The sequence below is a fragment of the Streptomyces sp. NPDC046939 genome, from assembly GCF_040644575.1.
In the GTDB taxonomy this organism is placed as follows: Bacteria; Actinomycetota; Actinomycetes; order Streptomycetales; family Streptomycetaceae; genus Streptomyces.
On record NZ_JBEYWV010000002.1, the window covers coordinates 75532 to 98907 of the forward strand.

General features: G+C 74.3%; 19 protein-coding genes and 1 pseudogene. 9 read left to right on the forward strand and 11 right to left on the reverse strand.

Annotated elements, in window-relative coordinates; all coding sequences use genetic code 11:
• Positions 1-54 precede the first annotated feature (54 nt).
• The 4 genes from ABZ877_RS02630 to ABZ877_RS02645 all read left to right on the forward strand — a co-directional run bounded on the left by ABZ877_RS02630 (position 55) and on the right by ABZ877_RS02645 (position 5999).
• Entirely contained in the window at positions 55-1356 is a 1302-nt protein-coding gene (locus ABZ877_RS02630) for a ThuA domain-containing protein (RefSeq protein WP_361063123.1), read from the forward strand.
• Between the two features lie 86 nt (positions 1357-1442).
• The gene (locus ABZ877_RS02635) at positions 1443-2606 is read left to right on the forward strand and encodes an exonuclease SbcCD subunit D (protein WP_361063126.1); all 1164 of its coding nucleotides are present in this window, start codon (positions 1443-1445) and stop codon (positions 2604-2606) included.
• Entirely contained in the window at positions 2603-5635 is a 3033-nt protein-coding gene (locus ABZ877_RS02640) for an SMC family ATPase (RefSeq protein ID WP_361063129.1), read from the forward strand. Before ABZ877_RS02635 ends, ABZ877_RS02640 begins: the two co-directional genes overlap by 4 nt.
• Before the next feature lie 28 nt (positions 5636-5663).
• The gene (locus tag ABZ877_RS02645; protein ID WP_361063132.1) at positions 5664-5999 is read left to right on the forward strand and encodes a hypothetical protein; all 336 of its coding nucleotides are present in this window, start codon (positions 5664-5666) and stop codon (positions 5997-5999) included.
• Positions 6000-6004: 5 nt separating this feature from the next.
• Here the strand turns inward: ABZ877_RS02645 and ABZ877_RS02650 are convergent, their stop codons facing one another.
• Positions 6005-6472 (reverse strand): Lrp/AsnC family transcriptional regulator, encoded by a 468-nt coding sequence (locus ABZ877_RS02650; protein ID WP_361063135.1) that lies wholly within the window; start codon positions 6470-6472, stop codon positions 6005-6007.
• A gap of 149 nt (positions 6473-6621) precedes the next feature.
• On the opposite strand from ABZ877_RS02650, the gene ABZ877_RS02655 reads away from it, so the two are divergent.
• Positions 6622-7110, forward strand: coding sequence for a rhodanese-like domain-containing protein (locus ABZ877_RS02655; protein ID WP_361063138.1), 489 nt, complete (start codon positions 6622-6624; stop codon positions 7108-7110).
• A 9-nt stretch (positions 7111-7119) separates the two neighbouring features.
• Here the strand turns inward: ABZ877_RS02655 and ABZ877_RS02660 are convergent, their stop codons facing one another.
• The 3 genes from ABZ877_RS02660 to ABZ877_RS02670 all read right to left on the reverse strand — a co-directional run bounded on the left by ABZ877_RS02660 (position 7120) and on the right by ABZ877_RS02670 (position 10205).
• Positions 7120-7920 carry an ATP-grasp domain-containing protein gene (locus ABZ877_RS02660; RefSeq protein ID WP_361063141.1) on the reverse strand — a complete coding sequence of 267 codons (801 nt, stop codon included), beginning with the start codon at positions 7918-7920 and terminating at the stop codon, positions 7120-7122.
• 76 nt (positions 7921-7996) lie between these two features.
• Positions 7997-9697 (reverse strand): DUF885 domain-containing protein, encoded by a 1701-nt coding sequence (locus tag ABZ877_RS02665; RefSeq protein WP_361063144.1) that lies wholly within the window; start codon positions 9695-9697, stop codon positions 7997-7999.
• A gap of 19 nt (positions 9698-9716) precedes the next feature.
• Positions 9717-10205, reverse strand: coding sequence for an Lrp/AsnC family transcriptional regulator (locus ABZ877_RS02670; RefSeq protein ID WP_361063147.1), 489 nt, complete (start codon positions 10203-10205; stop codon positions 9717-9719).
• A gap of 59 nt (positions 10206-10264) precedes the next feature.
• Here ABZ877_RS02670 and ABZ877_RS02675 point away from each other — a divergent pair, with 59 nt between their 5' ends.
• On the forward strand, positions 10265-11482 hold the full coding sequence (locus ABZ877_RS02675) for a PLP-dependent transferase (protein ID WP_361063150.1): 1218 nt from the start codon (positions 10265-10267) through the stop codon (positions 11480-11482).
• Here the strand turns inward: ABZ877_RS02675 and ABZ877_RS02680 are convergent.
• The 3 genes from ABZ877_RS02680 to ABZ877_RS02690 all read right to left on the reverse strand — a co-directional run bounded on the left by ABZ877_RS02680 (position 11415) and on the right by ABZ877_RS02690 (position 15831).
• Positions 11415-12656, reverse strand: a complete 1242-nt coding sequence (locus ABZ877_RS02680) for a GNAT family N-acetyltransferase (RefSeq protein ID WP_361063153.1) — start codon at positions 12654-12656, stop codon at positions 11415-11417. The genes ABZ877_RS02675 and ABZ877_RS02680 overlap by 68 nt on opposite strands.
• A 108-nt stretch (positions 12657-12764) precedes the next feature.
• Positions 12765-14348 (reverse strand): alkaline phosphatase D family protein, encoded by a 1584-nt coding sequence (locus ABZ877_RS02685; RefSeq protein WP_361063156.1) that lies wholly within the window; start codon positions 14346-14348, stop codon positions 12765-12767.
• A 58-nt stretch (positions 14349-14406) separates the two neighbouring features.
• Positions 14407-15831: a PLP-dependent aminotransferase family protein gene (locus ABZ877_RS02690; protein ID WP_361063159.1), complete on the reverse strand. Its 1425-nt coding sequence runs from the start codon at positions 15829-15831 to the stop codon at positions 14407-14409.
• Between the two features lie 96 nt (positions 15832-15927).
• Between ABZ877_RS02690 and ABZ877_RS02695 the strand changes: the two are divergent.
• Positions 15928-16764, forward strand: a pseudogene (locus ABZ877_RS02695) (DMT family transporter); the annotation flags it as partial.
• A 36-nt stretch (positions 16765-16800) separates the two neighbouring features.
• On the opposite strand, the gene ABZ877_RS02700 reads toward ABZ877_RS02695, so the two are convergent.
• Positions 16801-17631, reverse strand: a complete 831-nt coding sequence (locus tag ABZ877_RS02700; protein ID WP_361063162.1) for an alpha/beta fold hydrolase — start codon at positions 17629-17631, stop codon at positions 16801-16803.
• A 217-nt stretch (positions 17632-17848) separates the two neighbouring features.
• On the opposite strand from ABZ877_RS02700, the gene sigJ reads away from it, so the two are divergent.
• Together sigJ and ABZ877_RS02710 are read left to right on the forward strand one after the other, a co-directional pair.
• A complete protein-coding gene (gene sigJ / locus ABZ877_RS02705; protein WP_361063165.1) occupies positions 17849-18730 on the forward strand; it encodes an RNA polymerase sigma factor SigJ in 882 nt (293 codons plus the stop codon).
• 251 nt (positions 18731-18981) lie between these two features.
• Complete coding sequence (locus ABZ877_RS02710; protein ID WP_361063168.1) at positions 18982-19743, forward strand: GntR family transcriptional regulator; 762 nt, start codon at positions 18982-18984, stop codon at positions 19741-19743.
• Between the two features lie 344 nt (positions 19744-20087).
• Here ABZ877_RS02710 and ABZ877_RS02715 read toward each other — a convergent pair whose 3' ends face one another.
• The 3 genes from ABZ877_RS02715 to ABZ877_RS02725 all read right to left on the reverse strand — a co-directional run bounded on the left by ABZ877_RS02715 (position 20088) and on the right by ABZ877_RS02725 (position 23288).
• Positions 20088-21242: an ROK family transcriptional regulator gene (locus tag ABZ877_RS02715; RefSeq protein WP_361063171.1), complete on the reverse strand. Its 1155-nt coding sequence runs from the start codon at positions 21240-21242 to the stop codon at positions 20088-20090.
• Positions 21243-21371: 129 nt separating this feature from the next.
• Positions 21372-22022 carry a response regulator transcription factor gene (locus ABZ877_RS02720; RefSeq protein WP_361063174.1) on the reverse strand — a complete coding sequence of 217 codons (651 nt, stop codon included), beginning with the start codon at positions 22020-22022 and terminating at the stop codon, positions 21372-21374.
• Between the two features lie 48 nt (positions 22023-22070).
• Complete coding sequence (locus tag ABZ877_RS02725) at positions 22071-23288, reverse strand: histidine kinase (RefSeq protein WP_361063177.1); 1218 nt, start codon at positions 23286-23288, stop codon at positions 22071-22073.
• Positions 23289-23376 lie beyond the last annotated feature (88 nt).

Here is a 23376-nt window from a genome sequence, read left to right on the forward strand (position 1 = left end):
GCTCTGTGCAACAACGTCGTCTACCTGGCCAGTTACCCGTAAAGCGTGAATGTGATGGAAGGGGATGAAAAGGTGATGTATCGGCACGTGAGGGTGGTGCTGGTCGTGCTCGCGGCCCTGCTCGGCCTCGCCGCGCCCCCGGCCGCCGCCGCGCAGCCGGGCGGCACCCAGGCCGCCGCACCCTTCAAGGTGCTGGGCCTCTACAGCGGCACCTGGGACGCGGCGCACATCGACTTCGACAAGGAGGCCAACGACTGGTTCCCGAAGCAGAGCGCCGCAGGCGGCTTCACCTACACCGCCAGCAAGGACTGGAACCTCCTCGCCAACGGCGGCGTCAACGCCTACCAGGTCGTCCTCTTCCTCGACGACCTGCCGCAGACCGCCGCCCAGCGCGCCGGGTTCGAGCAGTACATGCGCGGCGGCGGCGCCTGGATGGGCTTCCACGTCTCCGCGTTCACCACGGACGCGGCGAGCTGGTCCTGGTACCACGACCAGTTCCTCGGCAGCGGCGACTTCAGGTCCAACACCTGGGGGCCGACCTCCGCCACCCTCAAGGTCGAGGACCGCACGCACCCCTCCACCACGGGCCTGCCCGCCACGTTCACCTCGTCGGTCAGCGAGTGGTACGCATGGTCCCGCGACCTGCGGCAGAACCCGGACATCAAGATCCTCGCCTCGGTCGACCCGAGCAGCTTCCCGCTGGGCACCGACCCGGACCAGTCCTGGTACAGCGGCTACTACCCGATCCTGTGGACCAACACGAAGTACAAGATGCTCTACGCGAACTTCGGCCACAACGCGATGAACTACGACACCAACACCCGTACGTCGTCGACGTTCGCCAGCGCCACCCAGAACCGCTTCCTGCTCGACGGACTGAAGTGGCTCGGCGGTGGCGGCGGCACCACCCCGCCGGACGACTCGATCGACGGGACGTCCTGGTACTCCCTGAGGAATGTCGGCAACGGTACGTGCGTCGATGCCCGCGCCGCCGCCACGGCCGACGGGACCGCCGTCCAGCAGTACGCCTGCAACGGCACCCAGGCGCAGCAGTTCCGGCTCGCCCCGACGGACGGCGGCTACCGGCGGATCGGGGTGCGACCCGCTCCGCAGCAGGTCATCGACGTGACCGATGTCTCCGTCGCCGATGGCGCACCGCTGCAGTTGTGGGCGTACGGAGGCGGGCAGAACCAGCAGTGGCTCCCGGTGAGGGAAGCCGCCGGGCGCTACCGCCTCACCGCGCGGCACAGCGGCAAGTGCCTCACGGCGCCGGGCGCGGCGACGAACAGCGCGCAGCTCACACAGCGGGCCTGCGACGGCTCGGCGGCGCAGAGCTTCACGCTGAGCGCCGCATGACGATCCGGTGACCGACATCACGTGCGGGACTCCTGTTCAGGACGTTCCGCACGGGATGTCAGAACCAGCGGATAGCCTCGTGTGCCATGAGGCTGCTGCACACGTCCGACTGGCATCTGGGCCGCGCGTTCCACCGCGTGAGCATGCTCGACGCCCAGGCCGCGTTCATCGGCCACCTCGTCACCGTCGCGCGTGAGCGCGAGGTCGACGCGGTGGTCGTGGCGGGCGACGTGTACGACCGCGCGGTCCCGCCGCTCGCCGCCGTCGAGCTGTACGACGACGCGCTGCACCGCCTCGCCGACCTCGGCGTGCCCACGGTGATGATCTCCGGGAACCACGACTCGGCGCGCCGCCTCGGCGTCGGCGCGGGGCTCATCGGCCGCGCCGGCATCCACCTCCGTACGGAACCGGGCCGCTGCGGCGAACCGGTCGTCCTGGCCGACGCCCACGGCGACGTCGCCTTCTACGGCCTGCCGTACCTCGAACCGGCGCTGGTGAAGGGCGAGTTCAAGGTCGACAAGGCCGGGCACGAGCAGGTGCTCGGCGCCGCCATGGAGCGGGTCCGCGACGACCTCGCAGGGCGCGCGCCCGGCACCCGCTCCGTCGTCCTCGCGCACGCCTTCGTCACCGGCGGGACGCCCAGCGACAGCGAGCGGGACATCACGGTGGGCGGCGTCGCGGCGGTCCCGGCCGGGGTCTTCGACGGCGTCGACTACGTGGCGCTGGGCCACCTCCACGGCAGCCAGGTCATCTCCCAGCGTGTCCGCTACTCCGGCTCGCCGCTCCCGTACTCCTTCTCCGAGGCCGATCACCGTAAGAGCATGTGGCTCGTCGACCTGGACGAGGAGGGCGGCGTCACGGCCGAGCGCATCGACTGCCCCGTCCCCCGGCCGCTCGCCCGCATCCGCGGCGACCTCGACGATCTCCTCGCCGACCCGGACCTCACCGCCCACGAGGAGTCCTGGGTCGAGGCGACGCTCACCGACGAGATCCGGCCCGACGACCCGATGGCCCGCCTCATCGAACGCTTCCCGCACACGCTCAGCCTCCTCTTCGACCCGCGCCGCACCGGGACGCGGCCCGACGCCACCTACGCCGAGCGCCTCAAGGGGCGCGACGACCACGAGATCGCGGAGGACTTCGTGCAGCATGTCCGGGGCGCCGGGCCCGACGACGAGGAGCGCGTGGTGCTGCGCGCCGCGTTCGACGCCGTACGCACGGACGACGTGGTGCGCGAGGTCGCCCGGTGAGACTGCACACGCTGCGCGTCACCGCGTTCGGGCCCTTCGGCGGCGCCCAGGAGATCGACTTCGACGCACTGTCCTCGGCCGGACTGTTCCTCCTGCACGGCCCGACCGGCGCGGGCAAGACCTCCGTCCTCGACGCGGTCTGCTACGCCCTGTACGGGTCCGTGCCCGGCGCCCGCCAGACCGGGAGCGGCCAGGGCCAGAATCTCCGCAGCGACCACGCCGAACCCGGCGTACGCACCGAGGTCGCCCTCGAACTGACCGTCGCCGGACGCCGTCTGGAGCTGACCCGGCAGCCGCCGTTCGCCCGGCCGAAGAAGCGCGGCACCGGGTTCACGACGGAGAAGGCGCAGAGCTGGCTGCGCGAGCACGACGCCGTGACGGGGGAGTGGAAGGACCTCAGCCGCTCCCACCAGGAGATCGGCGAGGAGATCACACAGCTCCTCGGCATGAGCAAGGACCAGTTCTGCCAGGTCGTGCTCCTGCCGCAGGGCGACTTCGCGCGGTTCCTGCGCGCCGACGCGGAGGCGCGCGGCAAGCTCCTCGGCCGGCTCTTCGACACGCACCGGTTCGCCGCCGTCGAACAGCGGCTCGCCGACGACCGGCGCGGGGCCCAGCGGCAGGTCGAGGCGGGCGACGCCGAACTGCTCGCCGACGCGCACCGGATGCAGCAGGCCGCAGGCGGCATCGTGGAACTCCCGCCCGTGGACGCGGCGCCCGGCGACCCCGGACTCGCGGACGCCGTCCTCGCCTGGGCGGCGACCGCCCGCTCCACCGCCCGTGAGCACTACACGCACACGCATCTCGCCCTGCACGCGGCCGAGTCGGCGCGCGCGGCGGCGCAGCGCGCACTGGTGGAGGCCACCGAGACGGAGCGGCTCCAGCGCCGCCACGCGGAGGCCGAGGCGCGGGCCGCCGCGCTCGCGGACCGGGCGGACGAACACCGGGCCGTCGAGCGGCGGATGGAGCGGGCCCGGAAGGCGGAGGCGGTCGCCCCGGCGCTGTCCCTCCGCGAGGCGGCGGAGGGCGAGCACCGGGCCGCGCTGGTACGGGAGGAGCGGGCACGGGCCGCGCTGCGGGCGGAACCGGAGAGCGTGGGCGCCCTCGACACGGCGGCCCCGCCCGACGCGCTCACCGACGCCGCCCGGCGTGTCGCCCTGGAGCTGGGCGGGCTCGCCTCCGCGCGGCGCGCCGAGCGCAGACTCGCCGAGGTCGCCCAGGAGCGGGCCGGACTCGACCGTGAGGAGCGCGCCGACACCGACCTCCTCCACGAGGCCGAGGCGTGGCTCGCCGCCTGGGACACACGCCGGGCCGCGCTCCAGAGCCGGGTCGACGACGCCCAGGAGGCGGCGACCCGTGCCGAGCACCTCGCCGGGCAACTGGAGCCCGCGCGCCGGCAGGCCCGCGCCGCCGTCGAACGCGACCGGCTCGCCGCCCGCGCGGAGGAGGCCGCCGCCGTCATGCTGGCGGCCCGCGAGGAGGCCGCCGCCGCGCACGAGCACTGGCTCGGCCTCAAGGAACAGCGCCTGCGCGACGTGGCCGCCGAACTCGCCGAGGGGCTTGTCGACGGCGCGCCCTGCACCGTGTGCGGGGCGACCGAACACCCCGCGCCGATGCGCAAGTCCGAGCAGCACGTCGACCGCGCCGCCGAGGAGCGCGCCCTCACCGCCTACCGGACGGCCGAGGCCCGCCGTGGCGACACGGAGCGCGCCCTGGGCTCTGTACGGGAAGAACTGGCCGCTGCGAAGGCGGCGGCCGGGGACGGCTCGGCGGAGGAACTCGCCGCGGCCGTCCGGGATCTTGAGGCGCGACACGCCGAGGCGCGTACCGCCGCGTCCGGGCTGCACGCCGCCCGCGAGACGCTCGCCCGCGCCGAGAACGAGCACGGGCGGCGGCTCACGGACCGCCAGGAAGCCGCGACGCGCACCGCGGCCCGCGCCTCCACGCGCGAATCGCTGGAGCGTGAACAGGCCGCACTGGCAGAGGAGTTGGAGGAGGTGCGCGGCGGCGCCGTGACCGTCGAGGAGCGTGCGGCGCAACTGGAGCGGCACGCCCACCTGCTCACCGAGGCGGCCGACGCCGCGCGCGCCGTCGAGTCCACGGCGACCCGCCTCAAGGACGCGGACGCGCGCCTCGCCGACGCGGCGTTCCGCGCCGGGTTCGACACGCCGCAGGACGCCGCCGCCGCGCTGGTCGACGACGCGGAGCACCGGGAACTGCAACGCCGCCTGGACGCCTGGCAGTCGGAGCAGGCGGCGGTCCGCGCGATCCTCGCCGAGGAGGAGACCGTCACGGCCTCCCGCGCACCCGCCGCCGACGTGCCCGCCGCCCGCGCCGCCGCCGAGGCCGCCGACGCGCGCGTACGGGCAGCCGGTTCCGCGCGGGACGCCGCCGCACGCCGCTGCGACGAACTCGACCGGCTCTCCCGGCGCGCCGCCACCGAGGCCCGCCGCCTCGGCCCGCTGCGCGCCACCTACAACCGCATCGCCCGGCTCGCCTCCCTCGCGGCCGGCACCTCCGCCGACAACGAGCGCAAGATGCGCCTGGAGTCCTACGTCCTCGCCGCCCGCCTCGAACAGGTCGCGGCGGCGGCGACGGCCCGCCTGCGCCGCATGTCGTCCGGGCGCTACACCCTGGTCCACTCCGACTCCCTCACCGGGCGCGGCCGCTCCGGGCTCGGCCTCCACGTCGTCGACGCGTGGACGGGCCGCGAACGCGACACGGCGACACTTTCGGGCGGCGAGACGTTCTTCGCCTCCCTCGCCCTCGCCCTCGGCCTCGCGGACGTCGTCACGGACGAGGCGGGCGGCGTCCGCCTCGACACCCTCTTCATCGACGAGGGCTTCGGCAGCCTCGACGACCAGACCCTCGACGAGGTCCTCGACGTCCTGGACGCCCTGCGCGAACGCGACCGCAGCGTGGGCATCGTCAGCCACGTGGGCGACCTGCGCCGCCGGGTCCACGCGCAACTGGAGATCGTGAAGGGACGCTCGGGGTCGGTGGTACGGCAGCACGGGGCACGTGTCGACTAGCGGCGCGCTGGGCGCGCGCGGGAGTCTGTTGGCCGCACTCGATCTGCTCGCGGCCGATGCGCCGGAGCAGCGGGCCTGGACGGAGCGGTTCGGCGTCGGCGTGGACGAGATCGCGCTGCGGTACGACGACATGTACCGGTTCGCCGAACGGCTGTCGGCCGAGGGCCGGCTGCGTCCGGAGACGCTTCCGCTCCTGCGCGCGGTCGACGCACACCTCGCCGCGATGACCGCCGACGGCCGCGCCCCGGATCTGTGGACCCGCGAGGCCCTGGCGATGCAGCCCGCCTGGGAGCGCGCCCGCATCCTCGCACGGCGGGCCCTCGCGGCGGAGACGGCGCAGGGACCGCCCGCGGCGCACCCATGACCGGCTCACTTCCCGATGGCCCGGCGAGGAAGCGGCGAGGAGTACACCACGCTCGTCGTCACCGAGCCCAGCGTGCCGAGCTTGCCCGAGACCTCCTCCAGGTGCGGCATGGAGCGCGCCGCGACCTTGACCACGAAGCAGTCGTCGCCGGTGACGTGATGGGCCTCCAGGATCTCGGGTGTCACCTCGACCAGGTCGTGGAACGGCTTGTAGTTGCCGTTCGGGTAGCGCAGCCGCACGTACGCGAGGATCGGCAGTCCCAGCCGCTCCGGCACCACGACCGCCGTGTACCCCGCGATGACCCCGGCCTCCTCCAAGCGCCGCACCCGTTCGGTGACGGCGCTCGCCGACATGGACACGGCGCGCGCCAACTCGGCGTAGCTGACGCGGCCGTCGCGCTGGAGGACCTCCAGGACGCGCCAGTCGGTGGCGTCCGGCAGGTAGGCGGGCTCTTCTGTGGAATCGACGGTCATGCGGCACAAATAGCACCCCGATCCCCGGCAGATCAAACAGGACGCCGGGGATCGCCCCTTCAGAACCGGAAGTGGCCGCCATACATTTTTCTGGCCAGCAGAAACAAGCCCATCCGGACAGAGACAGAGACAGAGACAGGGAAGGTCCCATGACCACCACCCCGGCCCCGGCCGCGCCCCACCCGGTCCTGCGGGACGCCCCCGCCTCGCCCGCCGCGGCAGTTGCCTACTTCACCGCCCACCTCGCCTTCCACGCCGACGTGTCCGACGTCGCCGCCGCGCTCGCGGCCGACGGCGACCCCGGCTTCACCCTCGTCGACGTGCGCTCCACCGCGTCCTGGGACCAGGGCCACGTCCCGGGCGCGACCCACCTGCCGGGCGCGCTCGTCGCCGAGCAGGCCGAACAGCTCCTGGACAAGTCCGTCCCCGTGGTGACGTACTGCTGGGGCCCGGCCTGCAACGGCGCCTCCCGCGCCGCCCTCGCCCTCGCCCAACTGGGCTTCCAGGTCAAGGAGATGCTCGGCGGATTCGAGTACTGGGCCCGCGAGGGCTTCCCGTACGAGACGTGGGAGGGCCCGGCCCGCGTCGCCGCCGACCCGCTGACGGCCCCCGTCGGCGCGGACGACTGCGGCTGCTGACCGGCCGAGTCACACGCGGTGCGGTGACGCCCGCAGGAAGCGTGCGTCACGGTCCCCGAAGGAGCCGACCGGCCGCGCCGCCCGCAGGACCACGTCGAGGACCCGGTCGGCGTCGGCGGCGTAATGCCCGCTGGCCCAGGCCGCGTTGGCCTCGACGACCGCCCAGCAGCCGCCGTCGCTCCCGGCCAGCCGGCCCACGTCCACGACGATCGCGCTCGGCAGCTCCGCGTACGGCAGGCGCGCCGCGAAGTCGAGGACCTCGGCACGCAGGGGGTCCTCGTGCAGCGGCGCCACGTCCAGGGCGCCCCGTCGCGCGTACCGGCTTGCCGTGTGCACCGCGCCGTCGAGCAGGAACAGGCGGTACTCCACGTCGAACGCCACGATGTCGCTGACGAGGACGGGGGTCGTGTCGTCTACGGCGTCCGGGCCCGGCAGGCGGCTGCCGTCCGGGTAGACGCGCGCCGGGAAGCTCTTGTCGTTCGGCGGCTTCACGAAGGCGGGCCGTCGCAGGGCCCTGGCGTCGGCGACCGTCGTCAGCGCGATGTCGCGGCGGGTGAGCGCGCGGGGCAGCGCCGCAAGCCAGCCGGGATCGGCCTCGAGGAGACCGATCCCCACTTCCCGTCCGACCGCGTCCGCGAAGAGCGGACCGGCGTACAGGCTCGCTCCCGGGAGGGAGCGCCATGCGTCCGGCGTCCGCCATGTCGCGTACGTCTCCACGCGCAGCCCGCGCCCCCTGGCGGCGGCGGCAAGGGCCTGCCCGGTCGCGGTGGTGCGCGGCGAGAGCAGGAGGGTGCGGGGTGGCGGAGTCATGCGGTGAGGATGACGGGACGGGGGCGGCACGGGCCACCGGTTTTCCCGCCCGGCGCGCGCCGCCCCGACGGCCGCTCTACAGCTTGGACAACTCGTCCACCAGGTCGTCGAGGCCCAGCGAGCCCTGCGAGAGCGCCGCCATGTGCCACGCCTTCGCGTCGAACGCGTCACCGTGCCGGGCCTGCGCGTTGGCCCGGCCGCGCAGCCACGCCCGTTCGCCCAGCTTGTAGCCGATGGCCTGGCCGGGGATGGAGAGGTAGCGGGTCAGTTCGCTCTCCACGAAGTCGGCGGGGCGGCTGCTGTGGGCGCCGAAGAACTCCTGGGCCAGGGCGGGGGTCCAGCGTTCACCGGGGTGGAACGGGGAGTCCGCCGGGATGCGGAGCTCCAGGTGCATGCCGATGTCGATGATGACGCGGACCGCGCGCATCATCTGCGCGTCGAGGTAGCCGATCCGCGCCTCGGCGTCGGTGAGGAAGCCGAGTTCGTCCATGAGCCGCTCCGCGTACAGCGCCCAGCCCTCGGCGTTGGCGGAGACGCCGCCGAGCGTGGCCTGGTAGCGGGAGAGGTCGTCGGCGACGTGCGCCCACTGCGCCAGTTGCAGATGGTGGCCGGGAACGCCCTCGTGGTACCAGGTGGAGAGCAGGTCGTAGACGGGGAAGCGGGTCGCGCCCATGGTGGGCAGCCAGGTGCGGCCGGGCCGGGAGAAGTCGACCGAGGGCGCCGTGTAGTAGGGCGCGGCGGCGCTGCCGGGCGGCGCGATGCAGGACTCCACCTTGCGGACGCGCTCGGCGAGTTCGAAGTGGGTGCCGTCGAGCGCCTCGATGGCCTCGTCCATGACGCCCTGGAGCCAGGCGCGGACCTCGTCGACGCCCTCGATGTGGCGTCCGTGCTCGTCGAGGTGGGCGAGGGCGACCCACGGCGTGGCCGCGCCGGGCAGGATCTTCTCCGCCTCGGCGCGCATCTCGCCGAGCAGGCGGTGGAACTCGCTCCAGCCGTACGCGTACGCCTCGTCGAGGTCGAGGTCCGCGCCGTTGTAGTAGCGCGACCAGCGGGCGTACCGCTCGCGGCCGACGACGTCGGGGGAGCCCTCGATCGCGGGCGCGTACACGTCCCGCATCCAGTCGCGCAGCTCGACCGTGGCCGCGTCGGCGGCGCGCGCCGCCCCGGTCAGCTCGTCGCGCAGCGCCTCGGGCCCGGCGGCGGCGAACTCCTCGAACCAGCCGCGCCCGGTCCCCGCCCACTCGGTGAGCTGTTCGACGAAGGTGGCGGTGGGGCGCGGCGCGCCGTGCAGCTTGCGTTCCAGGCCGAGGCCGAGCGTCTCGCGGTACCCGGCGAACGCGGCGGGCACCGCCCGCAGCCGCTCGGCGATCGCCGCCCAGTCCTCCACGGTCTCGGCCGGCGTGACGGTGAAGGCCTCGCGCACACCGTGGACGGGCGAGCCGAGGTTGCTGACGGCCCGCAGCGGCTCCTCCGCGTCGTGCACGGCGAGCTCGGCGGTCAGCCGCTCGCGCAGGAGCCGCGCGCACCGCCGCTCCACGTCGCTGTCGGCGCCGGGGACACGCTCCGCCTCGTCGAGCCGGGCAAGGGTCTCGCGCGCCAGTCGTGCCACGGCCTCGCCGCCCGCGGGGGAGAGGTCGGGCAGGCGGCTGTGGGACGCGCGGTCACCGAGGTACGTGCCCTCGACGGGGTCGAGGACCACGTAGGCGTCGACGTAGGCGTCGGCGACCTGCCGGGGCAGCGGGGGGCGGGTGTGCTGGTCGTTCGGGGTGGCTGGCATGCGTCCATCCTTCTACGGGTCAGAGGGCGGCGTCGCCCTCGGGCGGCAGCAGCGGTCCGCACTCCCACTGCTGGAAGATGAGCCGGGTCTCGACGCGCGCGACCTCGCGCCGCGCCGTGAACTCGTCGAGGACGAGCCGTTGCAGGTCCGCCATGTCCCGCACGGCGACGTGCACGAGGTAGTCGTCGGGCCCGGTCAGGTGGAAGACCGTACGGGCCTCGGGCAGCGCCCGGATCCGCTCCACGAACGGGCCGACCAGCTCCCTGCGGTGCGGCCGCACCTGCACCGAGAGGAGCGCCTGGAGCCCGCGCCCCAGTCTGGCCGGGTCGAGGCGCAGCACGTGCCCGAGGATGACGCCCGAGCGGCGCAGCCGCGCGACCCGGTCCAGGCAGGTCGAGGGCGCGACGCCGACCTGCGCGGCGAGGTCCCGGTAGGTGGTACGCGCATCGTTCTGCAGGAGCCGCAGGATCTCCAGGTCGACCGGATCGAGTACGACGGAATCGGTCATCGGCCGAACGTAGCACGGGAGTTGGCCCGCGCACCCCGCCCGTTGTTCAGTCTCTCCCCATGGACGACACCCTCCGCCCACGGGCCCTCGCCACCGAGGCCGTGCACGCGGGGCGCGAAGACCTCGCCGCCCTCGGCCTGCACGCCGCGCCCATCGACCTGTCCACCACGTACCCGTCCGCCGACAGCCGGGCGGAGGCCGCCCGCGTCGACCTGTTCGCCGCGCACGGCGTCGTCGACGACGGGCCGCCGGTCTACGGCCGCCTCGGCAACCCGACCGTCGCCCGCTTCGAGACGGCCCTCGCCCGCCTGGAGGGGAGCGACACCGCGGTCGCGTTCGCGAGCGGCATGGCGGCGCTGACCGCCGTCCTCCTCGCCCGGATCGCGGCGGGCCTGCGCCACGTCGTGGCCATCCGCCCGCTCTACGGGTGCAGCGACCATCTCCTCACCGCGGGTGCCCTGGGCTCGGAGGTGACCTGGACCGACCCGGCGGGCGTCGCGGACGCGATCCGGCCCGACACCGGTCTGGTGATGGTGGAGTCCCCGGCCAACCCGACCCTCGCCGAGGTGGATCTACGGGCCCTCGTCCACGCCTGCGGCTCGATACCGCTGCTCGTGGACAACACCTTCGCGACGCCCGTGCTGCAACGGCCCCTGGAGTCCGGTGCGCGGCTCGTGCTGCACAGCGCCACCAAGTACCTGGGCGGCCACGGGGACGTCCTCGGCGGTGTGGTGGCCTGCGACGAGTTGTTCGCGCGCGAGCTGCGCAAGGTGCGGTTCGCGACCGGCGGGGTCCTGCACCCACTCGCCGGATATCTGCTGCTTCGCGGCCTCGCGACGCTGCCGGTGCGGGTCCGCGCGGCCTCCGCGACCGCCGCCGAACTGGCCCGGCGGCTCGCCGCCGACCCGCGCGTCACCCGCGTCCACTACCCGCGGATCGGCGGCGCGATGATCGCCTTCGAGGTCGCGGGCGACCCGCACGCGGTGATCGCGGGCGTCGGCCTGATCACGCCCGCGGTGAGCCTCGGCAGCGTCGACTCGCTCATCCAGCACCCGGCCTCGATCAGCCACCGCGTCGTCGACGCCGACGACCGCAGGGCCGCGGGCGTCGACGACAAGCTGCTCCGCCTGTCGGTCGGCCTGGAGGACGCCGAGGACCTGTGGGCCGATCTCGACCAGGCCCTCGGCGCGGGGTCACCGGGCCGAAGGCTCAGCGCTGTTCGGCCCCTTCGTACGGGACCGGGGACGCCGTCACTGTCTCCGCGAGCCGCGCGGTGATCACCAGCGTGCCCTCCTCGATCTGGTAGTCGAGGGGCAGACCGAGCCCGCGCATCGCCGCCACCATGCCGGTGTTGGACGCCTGCGTGACCGCGTACACGCTGTGGCAGTCCGCCTCGCGCGCCAGTGCCACGAGTCGGCGAAGCAGTTGGGCGCCGATGCCGCGGCGCTGCCAGTCGTCCTCGACGAGCAGCGCGATCTCGGTCTCGTCGCCGTCCCACAGGAGGTGGCCGAGGGCGACGACGCGCCCGGAGGCGGTCCGCGCGGCGAGCGTGCGGCCGTAGCGGGGGCTGAGCAGGTGGTCGAGGTAGCGGTCCGCGTCGCCGACCGGGCCGTGGTACCGCTTGCTCAGCGTCCGCGGCGAGCAGCGCTCGTGCATCGCCTTCGCCGCCGCCAGGTCGGTGGAGTCGGCGCGGCTCAGGGTGATGTCGTTGCCCTCCGGCAGGGTGAGGACGTCCTTGCCGCCCGGCACGCGCGGGCCGAGGCGCGCGTCGAGATCGACGAGGGCGCGGGCCCGCGCGAACTCGGTCGGCGTGAACGGCAGGTACGGCCGCTCCACCGTGAGGGTCCCGCCCTCCGGCGTCCGCAGCCGCATCACCGTCTCCTCGAAGCCGCCCTCGGCCGGGTGCGCGTCGCGGGCCGCGGACGCGGCGGGCAGCGACTTGATCGTGCACCGGCCGAGCAACTGGCGCAGCGCGAGCGGCAGTTCGGCGGCGTCCAGGGCCGTGCGGGTGGCGAGGCCCAGGATGCGGGTGGGGGCGTCCACCAGGTCGTGGGCGTCGGCGCGCTCGATCCAGGTGGCGGTGCCACCGGCCTCCTCGGCGGCCCGGGTCAGCTCGGCGGCGGGCAGCTCCTGCGGGGCGCGCAGCAGGAACTCGTCCATCGTGCCGTCGGCGAGCGGGTGCGTCTGCAGGCTCAGGATGTCGACGCGGCGCTCGGCCAGGGACGTGCACAGGGCGGCGAGGGTGCCGGGCTCGTCGCGGACGGTGGTCCGCATGCGCCACAGGGCGTTCGGGGCCGGATTAGGGGAGGCGCCGGCGGGATCGGGCTCGGCCGGGGGCGCGTGCCCCTGGCGGCGTGACCACCAATGGGCGGCCCGCTCAAGCAGGGCGCCGCGCCTCCGGGGGGAGCGGTCGTGCAGGTCGTTCTCGGTCACTCGGGTCACATCAGACATGTCTCGCCTCATGTGTCCACTGTGGAGGAGCGGTGTTGCGTCACCGCGAACGGTCTGTGACCGATGGGTAAAGAGCGACTATGCCCGTTTTACGGAGTCGGCCCCGGATCACTGACCCACGCGGCCCGGCTGGAGCGTCCGGGAGAACAGTACAGCGCCGCCCTCCTGCCGCAGGCGTACGGTCAACTCCCCGCTGCCGCCGTCGATGTCGACCTCGCCGAAGTACGGCGGCGTCTCGGCCGGTGAGGTGTTCGCGCGGGTCGGCGCCTTGATGAACACCTGTTGAGGACCGAACGTCCCGTCGAGCTTCGCCGCCGGGAAGCCACCGGCCGCCAGCGGGCCCGAGACGAACTCCCAGAACGGCGCGAAGTCCTGGAACGCGGCCCGCTCGGGCTCGTAGTGCTGCGCCGAGGTGTAGTGCACGTCGGTCGTGAGCCACAGGGTGCCGGTGATCCGCCGGTGCTTGATGTGGCGCAGGAGCTCGGCGATCTGCAGCTCCCGGCCGAGCGGCGCGCCCGGGTCGCCCTGGGCGACGGCCTCGTAGTTCACGGCTCCGTCGGCCACGACCAGGCCGAGCGGCATGTCCGAGGCGATCACCTTCCACACCGCGCGCGAACGCGACAGCTCGCGCTTGAGCCACGCCAGTTGTGCGGCACCGAGGATGCCGGTGGTGTCGTCGGGCTGCCGGTTCGGCGAGTTGGCGTTGCGGTACGTGCGCATGTCCAGGACGAATACGTCGAGCAGCGGCCCCTGGCGCAGCACCCGGTACACCCGGCCGTCCGCGTCGCCCGGCGGCAGCGTCGAGACCGGGAAGTACTCGCTGAACGCGCGCAGCGACCGGGCCGCGAGCACGTCCGTGCGCTTCTCGGTGTAACGGGCGTCGGCCAGGATCTGGCCCGGGTACCAGTTGTTGTGCACCTCGTGGTCGTCCCACTGCGTGATGACGGGGACCTGCGCGTTGAACCGGCGGACGTTGTCGTCGAGCAGGTTGTAGCGGAAGGCGCCCCGGAACTCCGCAAGGGTCTCGGCGACCTTCGACTTCTCCTCGGTCGTCACATTGCGCCAGACACTCCCGTCGGGCAGCGTCACGCTCGCCTGGATCGGCCCGTCCGCGTAGATGTTGTCGCCGCTGCACAGGAAGAAGTCCGGGTCCAGGGCGCGCATGTCCTCGTAGACGCGGAAGCCGCCCCGGTCGGGGTTGATGCCCCAGCCCTGGCCCGCGATGTCCCCGGACCACAGGAACCGGACCCCGTTCCCGCGCCCCACGCGCGCGGTGCGGAACGTCCCCGGCACCGGGGCGCTCGTACGGCGCGGATCGTCGGGGTCGGCGAGCAGCACCCGGTAGTGGATCTGCTCGCCGGGCGGCAGGCCGCGCAGCCTGGTCGTACCGGTGAAGTCGGTGTCCGGGCCGAGGAGCGGGCCGCGCCATCTGGTGACCCGCTTGAACGACTCGGTGGCCGATGTCTCCACGATCATCCGCGCGGGCCGGTCGGAGCGCACCCACACGAGCCCCGCGTGTGCGCCGACGTCCCCGCTCTGCACGCCCCACTCGGCCCGGGGGCGGCCCGACAGGGCGAACGCCGGGGCCGCCACGCCGCCCGCCGAGGGCAGGGCGAGCCCCGCCGACGCGGCGAGGGAGCCCCGCAGCACCGCGCGGCGGCCGGGCAGGGGACGGGGCGGACGGTGTGACATGGCGCCTCCAGTGACGGTCGCGACGACGGCGCCGGCGGAGGGCCGGGCCGGTCGTTCACTATTCAGGGCCGTCGGCGGCGCGCGCCAGAAGGCGTACGCCCTCGGCGATGCGGGCCGGGGTCAGATGCGCGTACCCGAGGACGAGGGAGACCCGGTCGCCGGGTGCGCCGCCGCCGTAGTGGCCCAGCGGGCGCACCGCCACGCCGGACGCCGCGAGACGGGCGACGAGCGCGTCCTCGGAGGAGCCGCAGCGCGCGGGCAGCGTGGCGATGGCGTGCAGACCGGCGGCGATCCCGGTGATCTCGGTACCGGGCACGTGCTCCGCCAGGGCAGCCACCAGCGCGTCCCGCCGCTCCTTGTACGCGCGCTGGCAGCGGCGCAGGTGCCGGTCGTGGTCGCCGCGCTCGATGAAGCGGGCGAGGACGGCCTGGTCCAGCGCGGGGTTGCCGAGGTCCATGTACCGCTTGCGCGCCACGATCTCCTCGACGAGCCCGCCGGGCACCACCAGCCAGCCCAGCCGGAGGCCGGGAACCAGCGCCTTGCTGACCGAACCCGTGTACGCGACGTGGTCCGGGTCGAGACCTTGCAGCGCGCCGACGGGAGCGCGGTCGTAGCGGAAGTCCCCGTCGTAGTCGTCCTCGACGATCAGACCGTCCACCTCCCGCGCCCAGTCGAGGAGCCGGGCGCGGCGCGCCGCCGAGTAGGCGATGCCGGACGGGAAGTGGTGCGACGGCGTCGTGACCACCGCCCGCACCCCGGACTCCCGCAGGGGGCCCAGGGCGAGCCCCTCGTCGTCCAGGGGCAGCCGCACCGCACGCGGCCCGGCCGTCGCGAACAGCTCCTCGTACTGCGGACTGCCGGGCCCCTCCACGCCGACGGCGCCCTGCCCGCGCGCGTGGAGCACGATCCCGAGCAGGGTGACCGCCTGCGTCACCCCGGAGCAGACGATGATCCGCTCCGGGTCCGTCACCACCCCGCGCCGCCGGGCGAGCAGCTCGGCGAGGGCCGTACGGAGCCGGGGCAGGCCGCGCGGGTCCGGGTAGCCGAGGTCCGGGTGCGGTAGCTCGGCGAGCACGCCGCGCTGCGCCGCCGCCCACGCAGAGCGCGGGAACAGCGACAGGTCGGGGCTGCCCGCCACGAAGTCGGCCCGCACGTCGGCGGCGGGGCGCGGCGCCAGGTCCCGGGCGGCGGGAGCGGCGGCCCTGACCACCTCGCCCACCCAGGTCCCCGCACCGCGCCCGCTGCGCAGATACCCCTCGGCGGTCAGTTGCTCGTACGCCTCGGTGACCAGGCCGCGCGAGACCCCGAGGTCCTTCGCCAGCTCCCGGCTCGACGGCAACCGCGTCCCCGGCGCGAGCCGCCCCGACCGCACCGCCGCGCGCAGCGCCTCCCGCAACGAACGCCCACGCGCGCGTGGCGGCGCGGAAGCGGCGGGCAGTAGCAACTCCCAGGCGGCGGAGGGCGGACCGGGCGGCGACGTCATACGCAGGGACCCTAACCGGGAAGCCGCGATTGGTCCCCTACACCGGCCCCCGAGTGGACCTCCCACCGGACCACCGCCGCCCCTAGCGTCGACGCCATGAACACCTCGTCCCTCAAGGGCTCCCTGCTCGCCGCGTTCGCCTGCGTCCTGGTCGGCGGCTCCTTCACCGCCAACAGCCTCCTGGGCGACTATCCGTACGCGGGCGGCCAGTTCCTGCGCTACGGGCTCGCCTGCCTGCTCCTCGTACCGTTGACCGGCCGGGGCGGCACGGGCCCGCTGCGCCGGCTCGCGCCGCGCCAGTGGGCACGGCTCGCCCTCCTCGCGGCGGTCGGCATGGTCGGCTTCAACCTCGCGATCCTGGCGGCGGAACGGACCGCGGAACCGGCGGTGCCCGGCGTCTTCGTCGGGTGCGCGCCCGTGCTCGTCGCCGTCATGGTGCCGCTCGCGGCCGGACGGCGGCCGCAGCGGACCGTCCTGTACGGGGCGCTGCTCGTCGCGGCCGGGGCGTTCACGGTGCAAGGGTGGGGGCGGACGGACGCTGTCGGCATCGCGTTCTCGGTGTGCGCCCTCGCGGGCGAGGTCGGCTTCGCCCTGCTCGCCGTCCCCGTGCTGCGCCCGCTCGGCCCCCGGCTCCTGGCCTGCGTGGTCTGCGGGATCGCCGCGGTGGAGGCGGCCCTCGTGGGCGTGGTCCTCTACGGCGCGGCCTGGCTGCGCATGCCCGACGGGCAGGAGGCCGCCGCCCTGATGTGGCAGGCCGTGATCGTCACCGTGATCGGCTTCGTCAGCTGGTACATGGGCCTGCAGCGGATCGGCGCGGAGCGCGCCACGCTCTTCTCCGGGCTCATCCCGGTCGCCGCCGCCTGCACCGCGCCGCTGGTCGGTTCGGGCGCGTACGGGACCGCCCAGGGCGTCGGCAGCGCGCTCGTGGGCGCGGGCGTCGCCCTGGGCTCGGGGGCGTTCGGCCGACGGTCAGCGGCTGGTGTCCAGGATGACGCGGGCGACGAGCGCCGGGTCGTCGTTCATCGGGACGTGGCCGCAGCCGGGCAGCCTGACCAGACGGGCGCCGGGGAGGACCCGCTTGGCGCGGACGCCCTGCCGCCGCAACAGAATGCGGTCACGCGTGCCCCAGGCGACGGTGACCGGGATCTCCGGGATGTCGTCGCGGAAGAGCACGTCACGGCCCGCGTCGAGGGTCTGGCGGAACCCGGTCGCGTGGCGCAGCGCGAGCGTCTCGGCGACCACGGCCTCCGGTGAACGGCGGCCGGGCCGCGCGTAGATGGTCCCGGTGAGCGCCGCGCGCCCGGCCGCCGACCGGGACAACCGCTCGACCAGCGGCACCGGCAGCCTCCGAGCGCCCTGGCGCATCGTCAGCAGCGTCGCGAAGGCGTAGCGGCGCTCGGCCTCGGTCCAGAACCCGGCGGGGGAGAGCGCGGTCACGGACCGGGCGAGCTTCTCGCGCCCCATCTCCAGGGCGAGCAGGCCGCCGAGCGAGTTGCCCGCGACGTGGGGCCGGTCGATGCCGAGCGCACGGCAGAACCCGCCCAGGACCGGCGCCACGGACGTCCGGTCGTAGGTGAACCCGTCGGGCAGCCCGGGGGAGGTGCCGAACCCCGGCAGATCGACGGCGATCACGTCCCGCTCGGTGGCCAGGATGTCGAGGACGGGCCGCCACGCCTGCCAGTGGTGGCCGATGCCGTGCAGCAGGAGCAGCGGTTCACCGGTGCCCACACGCTCGTACGCGACGGTCACCGTGCGCGGGCCGCCGGGCCCGTCGATGCTGAAGGACGCCTGTGCCGCCATGTCGCTCGCTCCCTGTCCCCGTCCTGGACCGACGGTTCCGACGGTCCCGACCCTCTCGCGTAGACACCTTGTCAACAACAATTACCGCTCAGTAGGAGCCAGTTCAAGAGCCGCGAGGGCCGGTTCACGCGTGGGCAGGGGCAGTTCGGGAGGGAGAACGCTCACACGTGGGCGTATCGCCTGGACAGGGCGCGGTCCGCCGGGTTGGGATGGGGGTGTGGCCGCCACCGACACCGCGATCGACGTCTTCCAGGAACACCGCCCCGTCCTGATGGGCGTGGCCTACCGCATGCTGGGCCGCGTCGCCGACGCCGAGGACGTCGTCCAGGACGCGTGGCTGCGCTGGTCCCAGGCCGACCGCGCCGCCGTCCGCGAACCACGCGCCTACCTCGTCCGCATCACCACCCGCCTCGCCGTCGACCGGCTCCGCCAGGTCCAGGCCCGCCGCGAGTCCTACGTGGGCCCCTGGCTCCCCGAGCCGCTCGTCACCGACTTCGGGCCGACCGTCCCCGACACCGCCGAGCAGGCCGTGCTCGCCGACACCGTGTCGCTCGCCGTCCTCGTCGTCCTGGAGTCGCTCTCGCCGCTGGAGCGCGCCGTGTTCGTGCTCCGGGAGGCGTTCGGGCTGCCGTTCGCGGAGATCGCGGCGACCCTGGAGCGCGGCGAGGCCGCGGTGCGCCAGCTCGCCGCACGCGCGCGCAAGCACGTCGAGGAGCGGCGGCCCCGCTTCGACGTCGACCCCGCGCAACAGCGCGACCTCACCGAACGCTTCCTCGCCGCCGCCACCGAGGGCGACCTCGACGGGCTCATGGCGCTGCTCGCCCCCGACGTGCGCCTCGTCGGCGACAGCGGCGGCAAGTCGAAGGCGCCGGTGCGCGTCATCGAGACCGCCGACAAGGTGGGCCGGTTCGTGGCGGGCGCCGCGCGCCGGGGCGGCGGCGGGTTCGAGTTCCGCCTCACCGAGATCAACGGGCGGCTCGGGCTGCTCGCGCTCGACGAGGGGAAGATCGACGCGGCCTTCCAGCTGGGCATCGTGGACGGCAAGGTCCAGTACGTGTACATCGTGCGCAACCCGGACAAGCTGCAGACGCTTCTGTAGGCACTCCGATGACGCGACCCGCCTGGTGAGAGCGACCGGCGGGCCTCCCGCATGCCGTGCGAACACCGCGTGAACGGCATGCGGCCCTCCATGAACGCTCTGCGGCAGAGCCCCCATGCGGACGGTAACCGACCGAGGATTGGTCTTGACCAAGTTCGGAGGCGGCCCTACTCTCGCAGAGTTAGTGCAGGAACCTTTAATAAACAAGGGCGCTAAAAAGCCGCCGGGACACGGCTGTTGCGGAGGACAGGGTGGGGACCACGCAGTTGGAAGCGGCACCGGAGCCGAAGTACTGGCACCTCAAGACCGTGCTCAGCGAGGCGCTCGACTCGGAGTTCGCCGTCGGGGAGATCCTGCCGAACGAGCGGGAACTCGCGGCCCGCTTCGGCGTCGCCCGCGCCACGCTCCGCCAGGCGCTCGAACAGCTTGAACTCGAAGGACGCCTCCAGCGCCGCCGTGGCGTCGGCACCACCGTCGCGCCGCCCCGCGTGGGCGTCGCCGTCGCCTCCACCGACCAGGACTGGCCCGGCGCCAGCGGGGACGCGTGGCAGGCCGTCGACTGCACCCCCGCGGTGCCGCCGGCCGCGGTCGCCGAGACGCTCGGCACGGCCCCCGGCGAGACCGTGCACGTCCTGCGCCGTACGCGCGTCTCGCACGGCCAGCCGGTCGCCGCCGAGCTGCTCTACGTCCCGTCGGCCTCCGTGCCGGACCTCACCGCCATAGACGCCCCGTCCGGCGCCGCACGCGCGCGTGCCGTGCTGCGCGAGCTCCAGCGCTTCGGCCTCGACGGCCAGGACCGCGCGGTCGAACTCGGCTCGGCCCGCGCGGACGACGCCAAGGAACTCGACCGCCTCCCCGGCGCCCCCGTCCTCGTCGTCACCACCCGCTACTTCAGCCAGGGCGAAACGGCGGCGGTCTCGGTGGCCACGTACCGAGCAGACACCTGCCGCCTGACCTTCGGCGACACCCCCGAGGTAGAGATCAACCACACCCCGACAACCCAGGCGTCCTGACCCGGCAGGGGGGCACGAGCACAATCGGGGCAGGCAGCCAGCCCCGCCCAGGGGCGCGGGGAACTGCGCGAGCAACCACGTACGACGGAAGGCCGCGTACGGCGATGGCGGGGCTGCCACGTAGGCGCCCAGGGGGCGCGGGGAACTGCGCGCTCAGCCACGTACAACAGAAGGCGGCCAACGGCGATGGCGAGGCTGTCACGTAGCCGCCCAGGGGCGCGGGGAACTGCGCGCTCAGCCACGCTCAACGCAAGGCCGCGTACGGCGACGGCCGGGCTGTCACGCAGGCGCCAAGCGCGCGGGGCAACCGCACGAGCAGCCCCGCGTCACAGACACCGCCCCGCTCAGCGCGCTGAAACCGCCCCCTCCATCGCAAACAGCTGCGCCTCCACATGATCCAGAGCAAGCCGCAACGCCCCGGTCGCCACAGCCGCCTCCCCGAGCAACGACAGAGCGACCCGAGGCGGCCGCAGACAGTACCGTTCCAGCTCGCGCCGGAGCGGGTCCAGAACCCCGTCGAGCCCCGCGGCCCACCCCCCGACGACGACAAGCTCCGGATCGAGCGCGAGCACAAGCGCCGCGACATCGTGCACGAGCCGCTGAATGAACCGCTCCATCGCGGCCTGGGCCCGCTCGTCCCCCTTGCGGGCCAGCGCGAACACCTCGGCCACGGCTTGCTCGTCCAGCGGATGCAGGGGCTCGTCGGTGGTCGAGAGCAGAGTCTCGGGCCGCACCCCGCGCCCGAGCAGGTGCAGCGCCCCGATCTCCCCGGCGGCGCCCCCGTACCCCCGGTGCAGCCGCCCGCCGATCAACGCCCCGGCCCCGGGGGAGAGCCCGGCGAGGACGAACACCATGTCGTCGGAGTCGACCCCCGCCCCTTGCCAGTGCTCGGCGACGGCCGCCGTGTTGGCGTCGTTCTCCACGATCACCGGGCAGCGGAAGGAGCGCCGCAGCCGTTCCCCGAGCGGCAGCCCGGTCCACCCGGGCAGCGCCGTACCGAGCCGCACCGTCCCGTCGGCCTCGACGATGCCGGGGCTGCCCACACCGACCGCCCGCAGGGAGCTGCGCGCCACGCCGGCCCGCCGCAGCAGATCGGCGACGGTCCCGCGCAGCCGCTCGATGCGGTCGTCCGCGGGCGCGGCCTCGTCGACCTCCTTGGACGCCGAGCCGATGACCCGCCCGTCGAGCGCGGAGAGCACCGCGGCGACCCGGTGCGGGCCGATCTCGAGCCCGAGCAGATGCCCGGCCTCGGCCCGGAAGCGGAACTTCCGCGCGGGCCGCCCCTGGCGCCGCGCGCCGGGCTCCTCGACGGCGGTCTCCACGACGAGCCCGGCCTCGATGAGCCCCTCGACGACCCCTTCCACGGTCGGCCGGGACAGCCCCGTCACCCGGGTTATCTCCGTGAGCGTCGCGAACTCCGTGGAGCGCAGCGCGTGCAGCACCACCGTGGAGTTGATCCGCCTGAGCAGAGAGGGATCCCCGCCGGTCAGTTGCCCCAACGTCCGTCCTCCCAGCAGTCGCGCGTGTTCGCCGGATCGTACTCGCCGCGCCCGGCACCGGCGAGAGTCGGGTGCACTCATGTGGCGACGAATGCTCACACGGGCACCCGCAAAACGGACGACACCGCCTCACTTGGGCGCGACGAAACCCGACTCGTAGGCGGCGATCACCGCTTGGGTGCGATCACGTGCCCCCAGTTTGGCGAGCACGGCGCTGACGTGCGACTTGACCGTCTCGGTGCCGACCACGAGATCCGCGGCGATCTCCGCGTTCGACAGACCCCGCGCCATGCGCCGCAGCACGGCCGCCTCCCGCTCGGTCAGCGCGGCCCGCTCCATCGTGGCGCGCGCCGACGCGTTGCCGTACTCGGCGGCAAGGCTGCGCAGCGCCGCCGGGAAGAGGAGCGACTCGCCCGCCGCGACGAGCCGCACCGCGTGCACGATCTCGGCGGGCCGCGCCCGCTTCAGGAGGAACCCGTCGGCGCCCGCGCGCAGCGCCCCGTACACGTACTCGTCGTTCTCGAAGGTGGTGATGACGACGATCTTCGGCGGCCGCTCCACGGCGCGCAGCACCGCGCGCGTGGCCTCGATCCCGTCCAGCAGCGGCATCCGTACGTCCATGGCGACGACGTCGGGGCTCAGCTCGCGCACGAGCGGGACCACGGCCGCGCCGTCGGCGGCCTCGCCGACCACCTCGATGTCGGGCTGCGCCTCCAGGACGGCGCGCAGACCGGCGCGGACCAGGGGTTCGTCGTCGACGAGGAGCACGGTGAGCGGCACGCGGCTCAGCGTAGGACACCGTGGTGCGGGCCGGTCCGGGCGGGTGGATCAGGCCACGGGCAGCTCGACGTGGACCCGCCACTCGTCGCCGACCGGTCCCGTGCGCGCCCGCCCGCCGAGCAGCGCCGCCCGCTCCCGCACCCCGCGCAGCCCGTGCCCCGCGCCACCGGTCGCGGGCGGCGCCCCCGTCGGCAGGGTGTTGCGCACGTCGAGGCTGAGCCGTCCGTCGGCGACGGTGAGCGCGATCCGCACGGGGACGGTGCCGCAGTGCCGCAGCACGTTCGTGAGCCCCTCCTGGAGGATGCGGTAGCCCTCCCGCAAGACCGGCTCCGGCACCGAGTCCAGGGGGCCTTCCACGGTGACGTCCACGGTCGCCCCCGACGCCCGCGCCGAGTCGAGCAGCCGGTCCGCCTCGCGCAGCGTGGGCCGCCCCCGCACCGGCTGCTCGGCCTCGCGCAGGACGACGAGGACCCGTTCCAGGTCCTCCAGGGCGGCCCGGCCGGTCTCCTCGATGGCGGCGAGGGCCCGGTCGGTGAAGGCCGGGTCGCCCGCCGCCCGCGCCGCGCCCGCCTGCACGACCGCGACCGTCAGCGCGTGCCCCAGGGAGTCGTGCAGCTCCCGCGCGATGCGATTGCGCTCCAGGAGCCGTTCGGTGCGCTCCTCCAGGGCGGCCAGGCGCTCGGCCGCGGACGGGCCGAGCAGCAGCCGGGCGGCCCGCGCGGTCACCTGTCCCGCGCCCACCACCACGTACAACAGGACGAGCAGGACGACAGGGACGAGCAGCCCGCACCCCACGGCCGATGACGGCGGCCGCAGCGGTGAGACCGTGCCGACCGGCTGCCCCGCCGCCCCGCCCGCCAGTTCAAGCAGCAGAGCCATCAGTTGCCCGCTCACCAGCGCCACGGTGAGGCCCGAGAAGAGCCGCAGCACCAGCCACACCGCCGTCCTCGCCCGGTCCCGCCACGACGCCGACGGGGCGACCGAGACGTCGCCCTCCCCGCCGTCGCCCGCCACGCGCGCGTGGCCGCCGGGAAACAGCATCAGCCGCGCCTGCAGCCCTTCCGCGCGGCGCATCACCGGCACCATGGCCGCCAGGACGAGCAGCGGTACGGGAACGACGTAGATCAGCACCCAGTCGCGCAGGGACGGCGAGGTGAGGCCCGGGTAGACGGCGCCGCACACGAAGGCGAGGACGGCGGCGCACAGCAGATGCAGCCAGCGGGTGTACGTGACCGTACGGGTCAGGGGTGCGAAAAGGCCGGGCATGCGGTCATCGTGCCAGCAGGCCCGGCGCCGACGGCTCCCCCGCACGGGGGAGACGATCCCCACGGGCGGGGGAGGCCCCGGCCCGCGC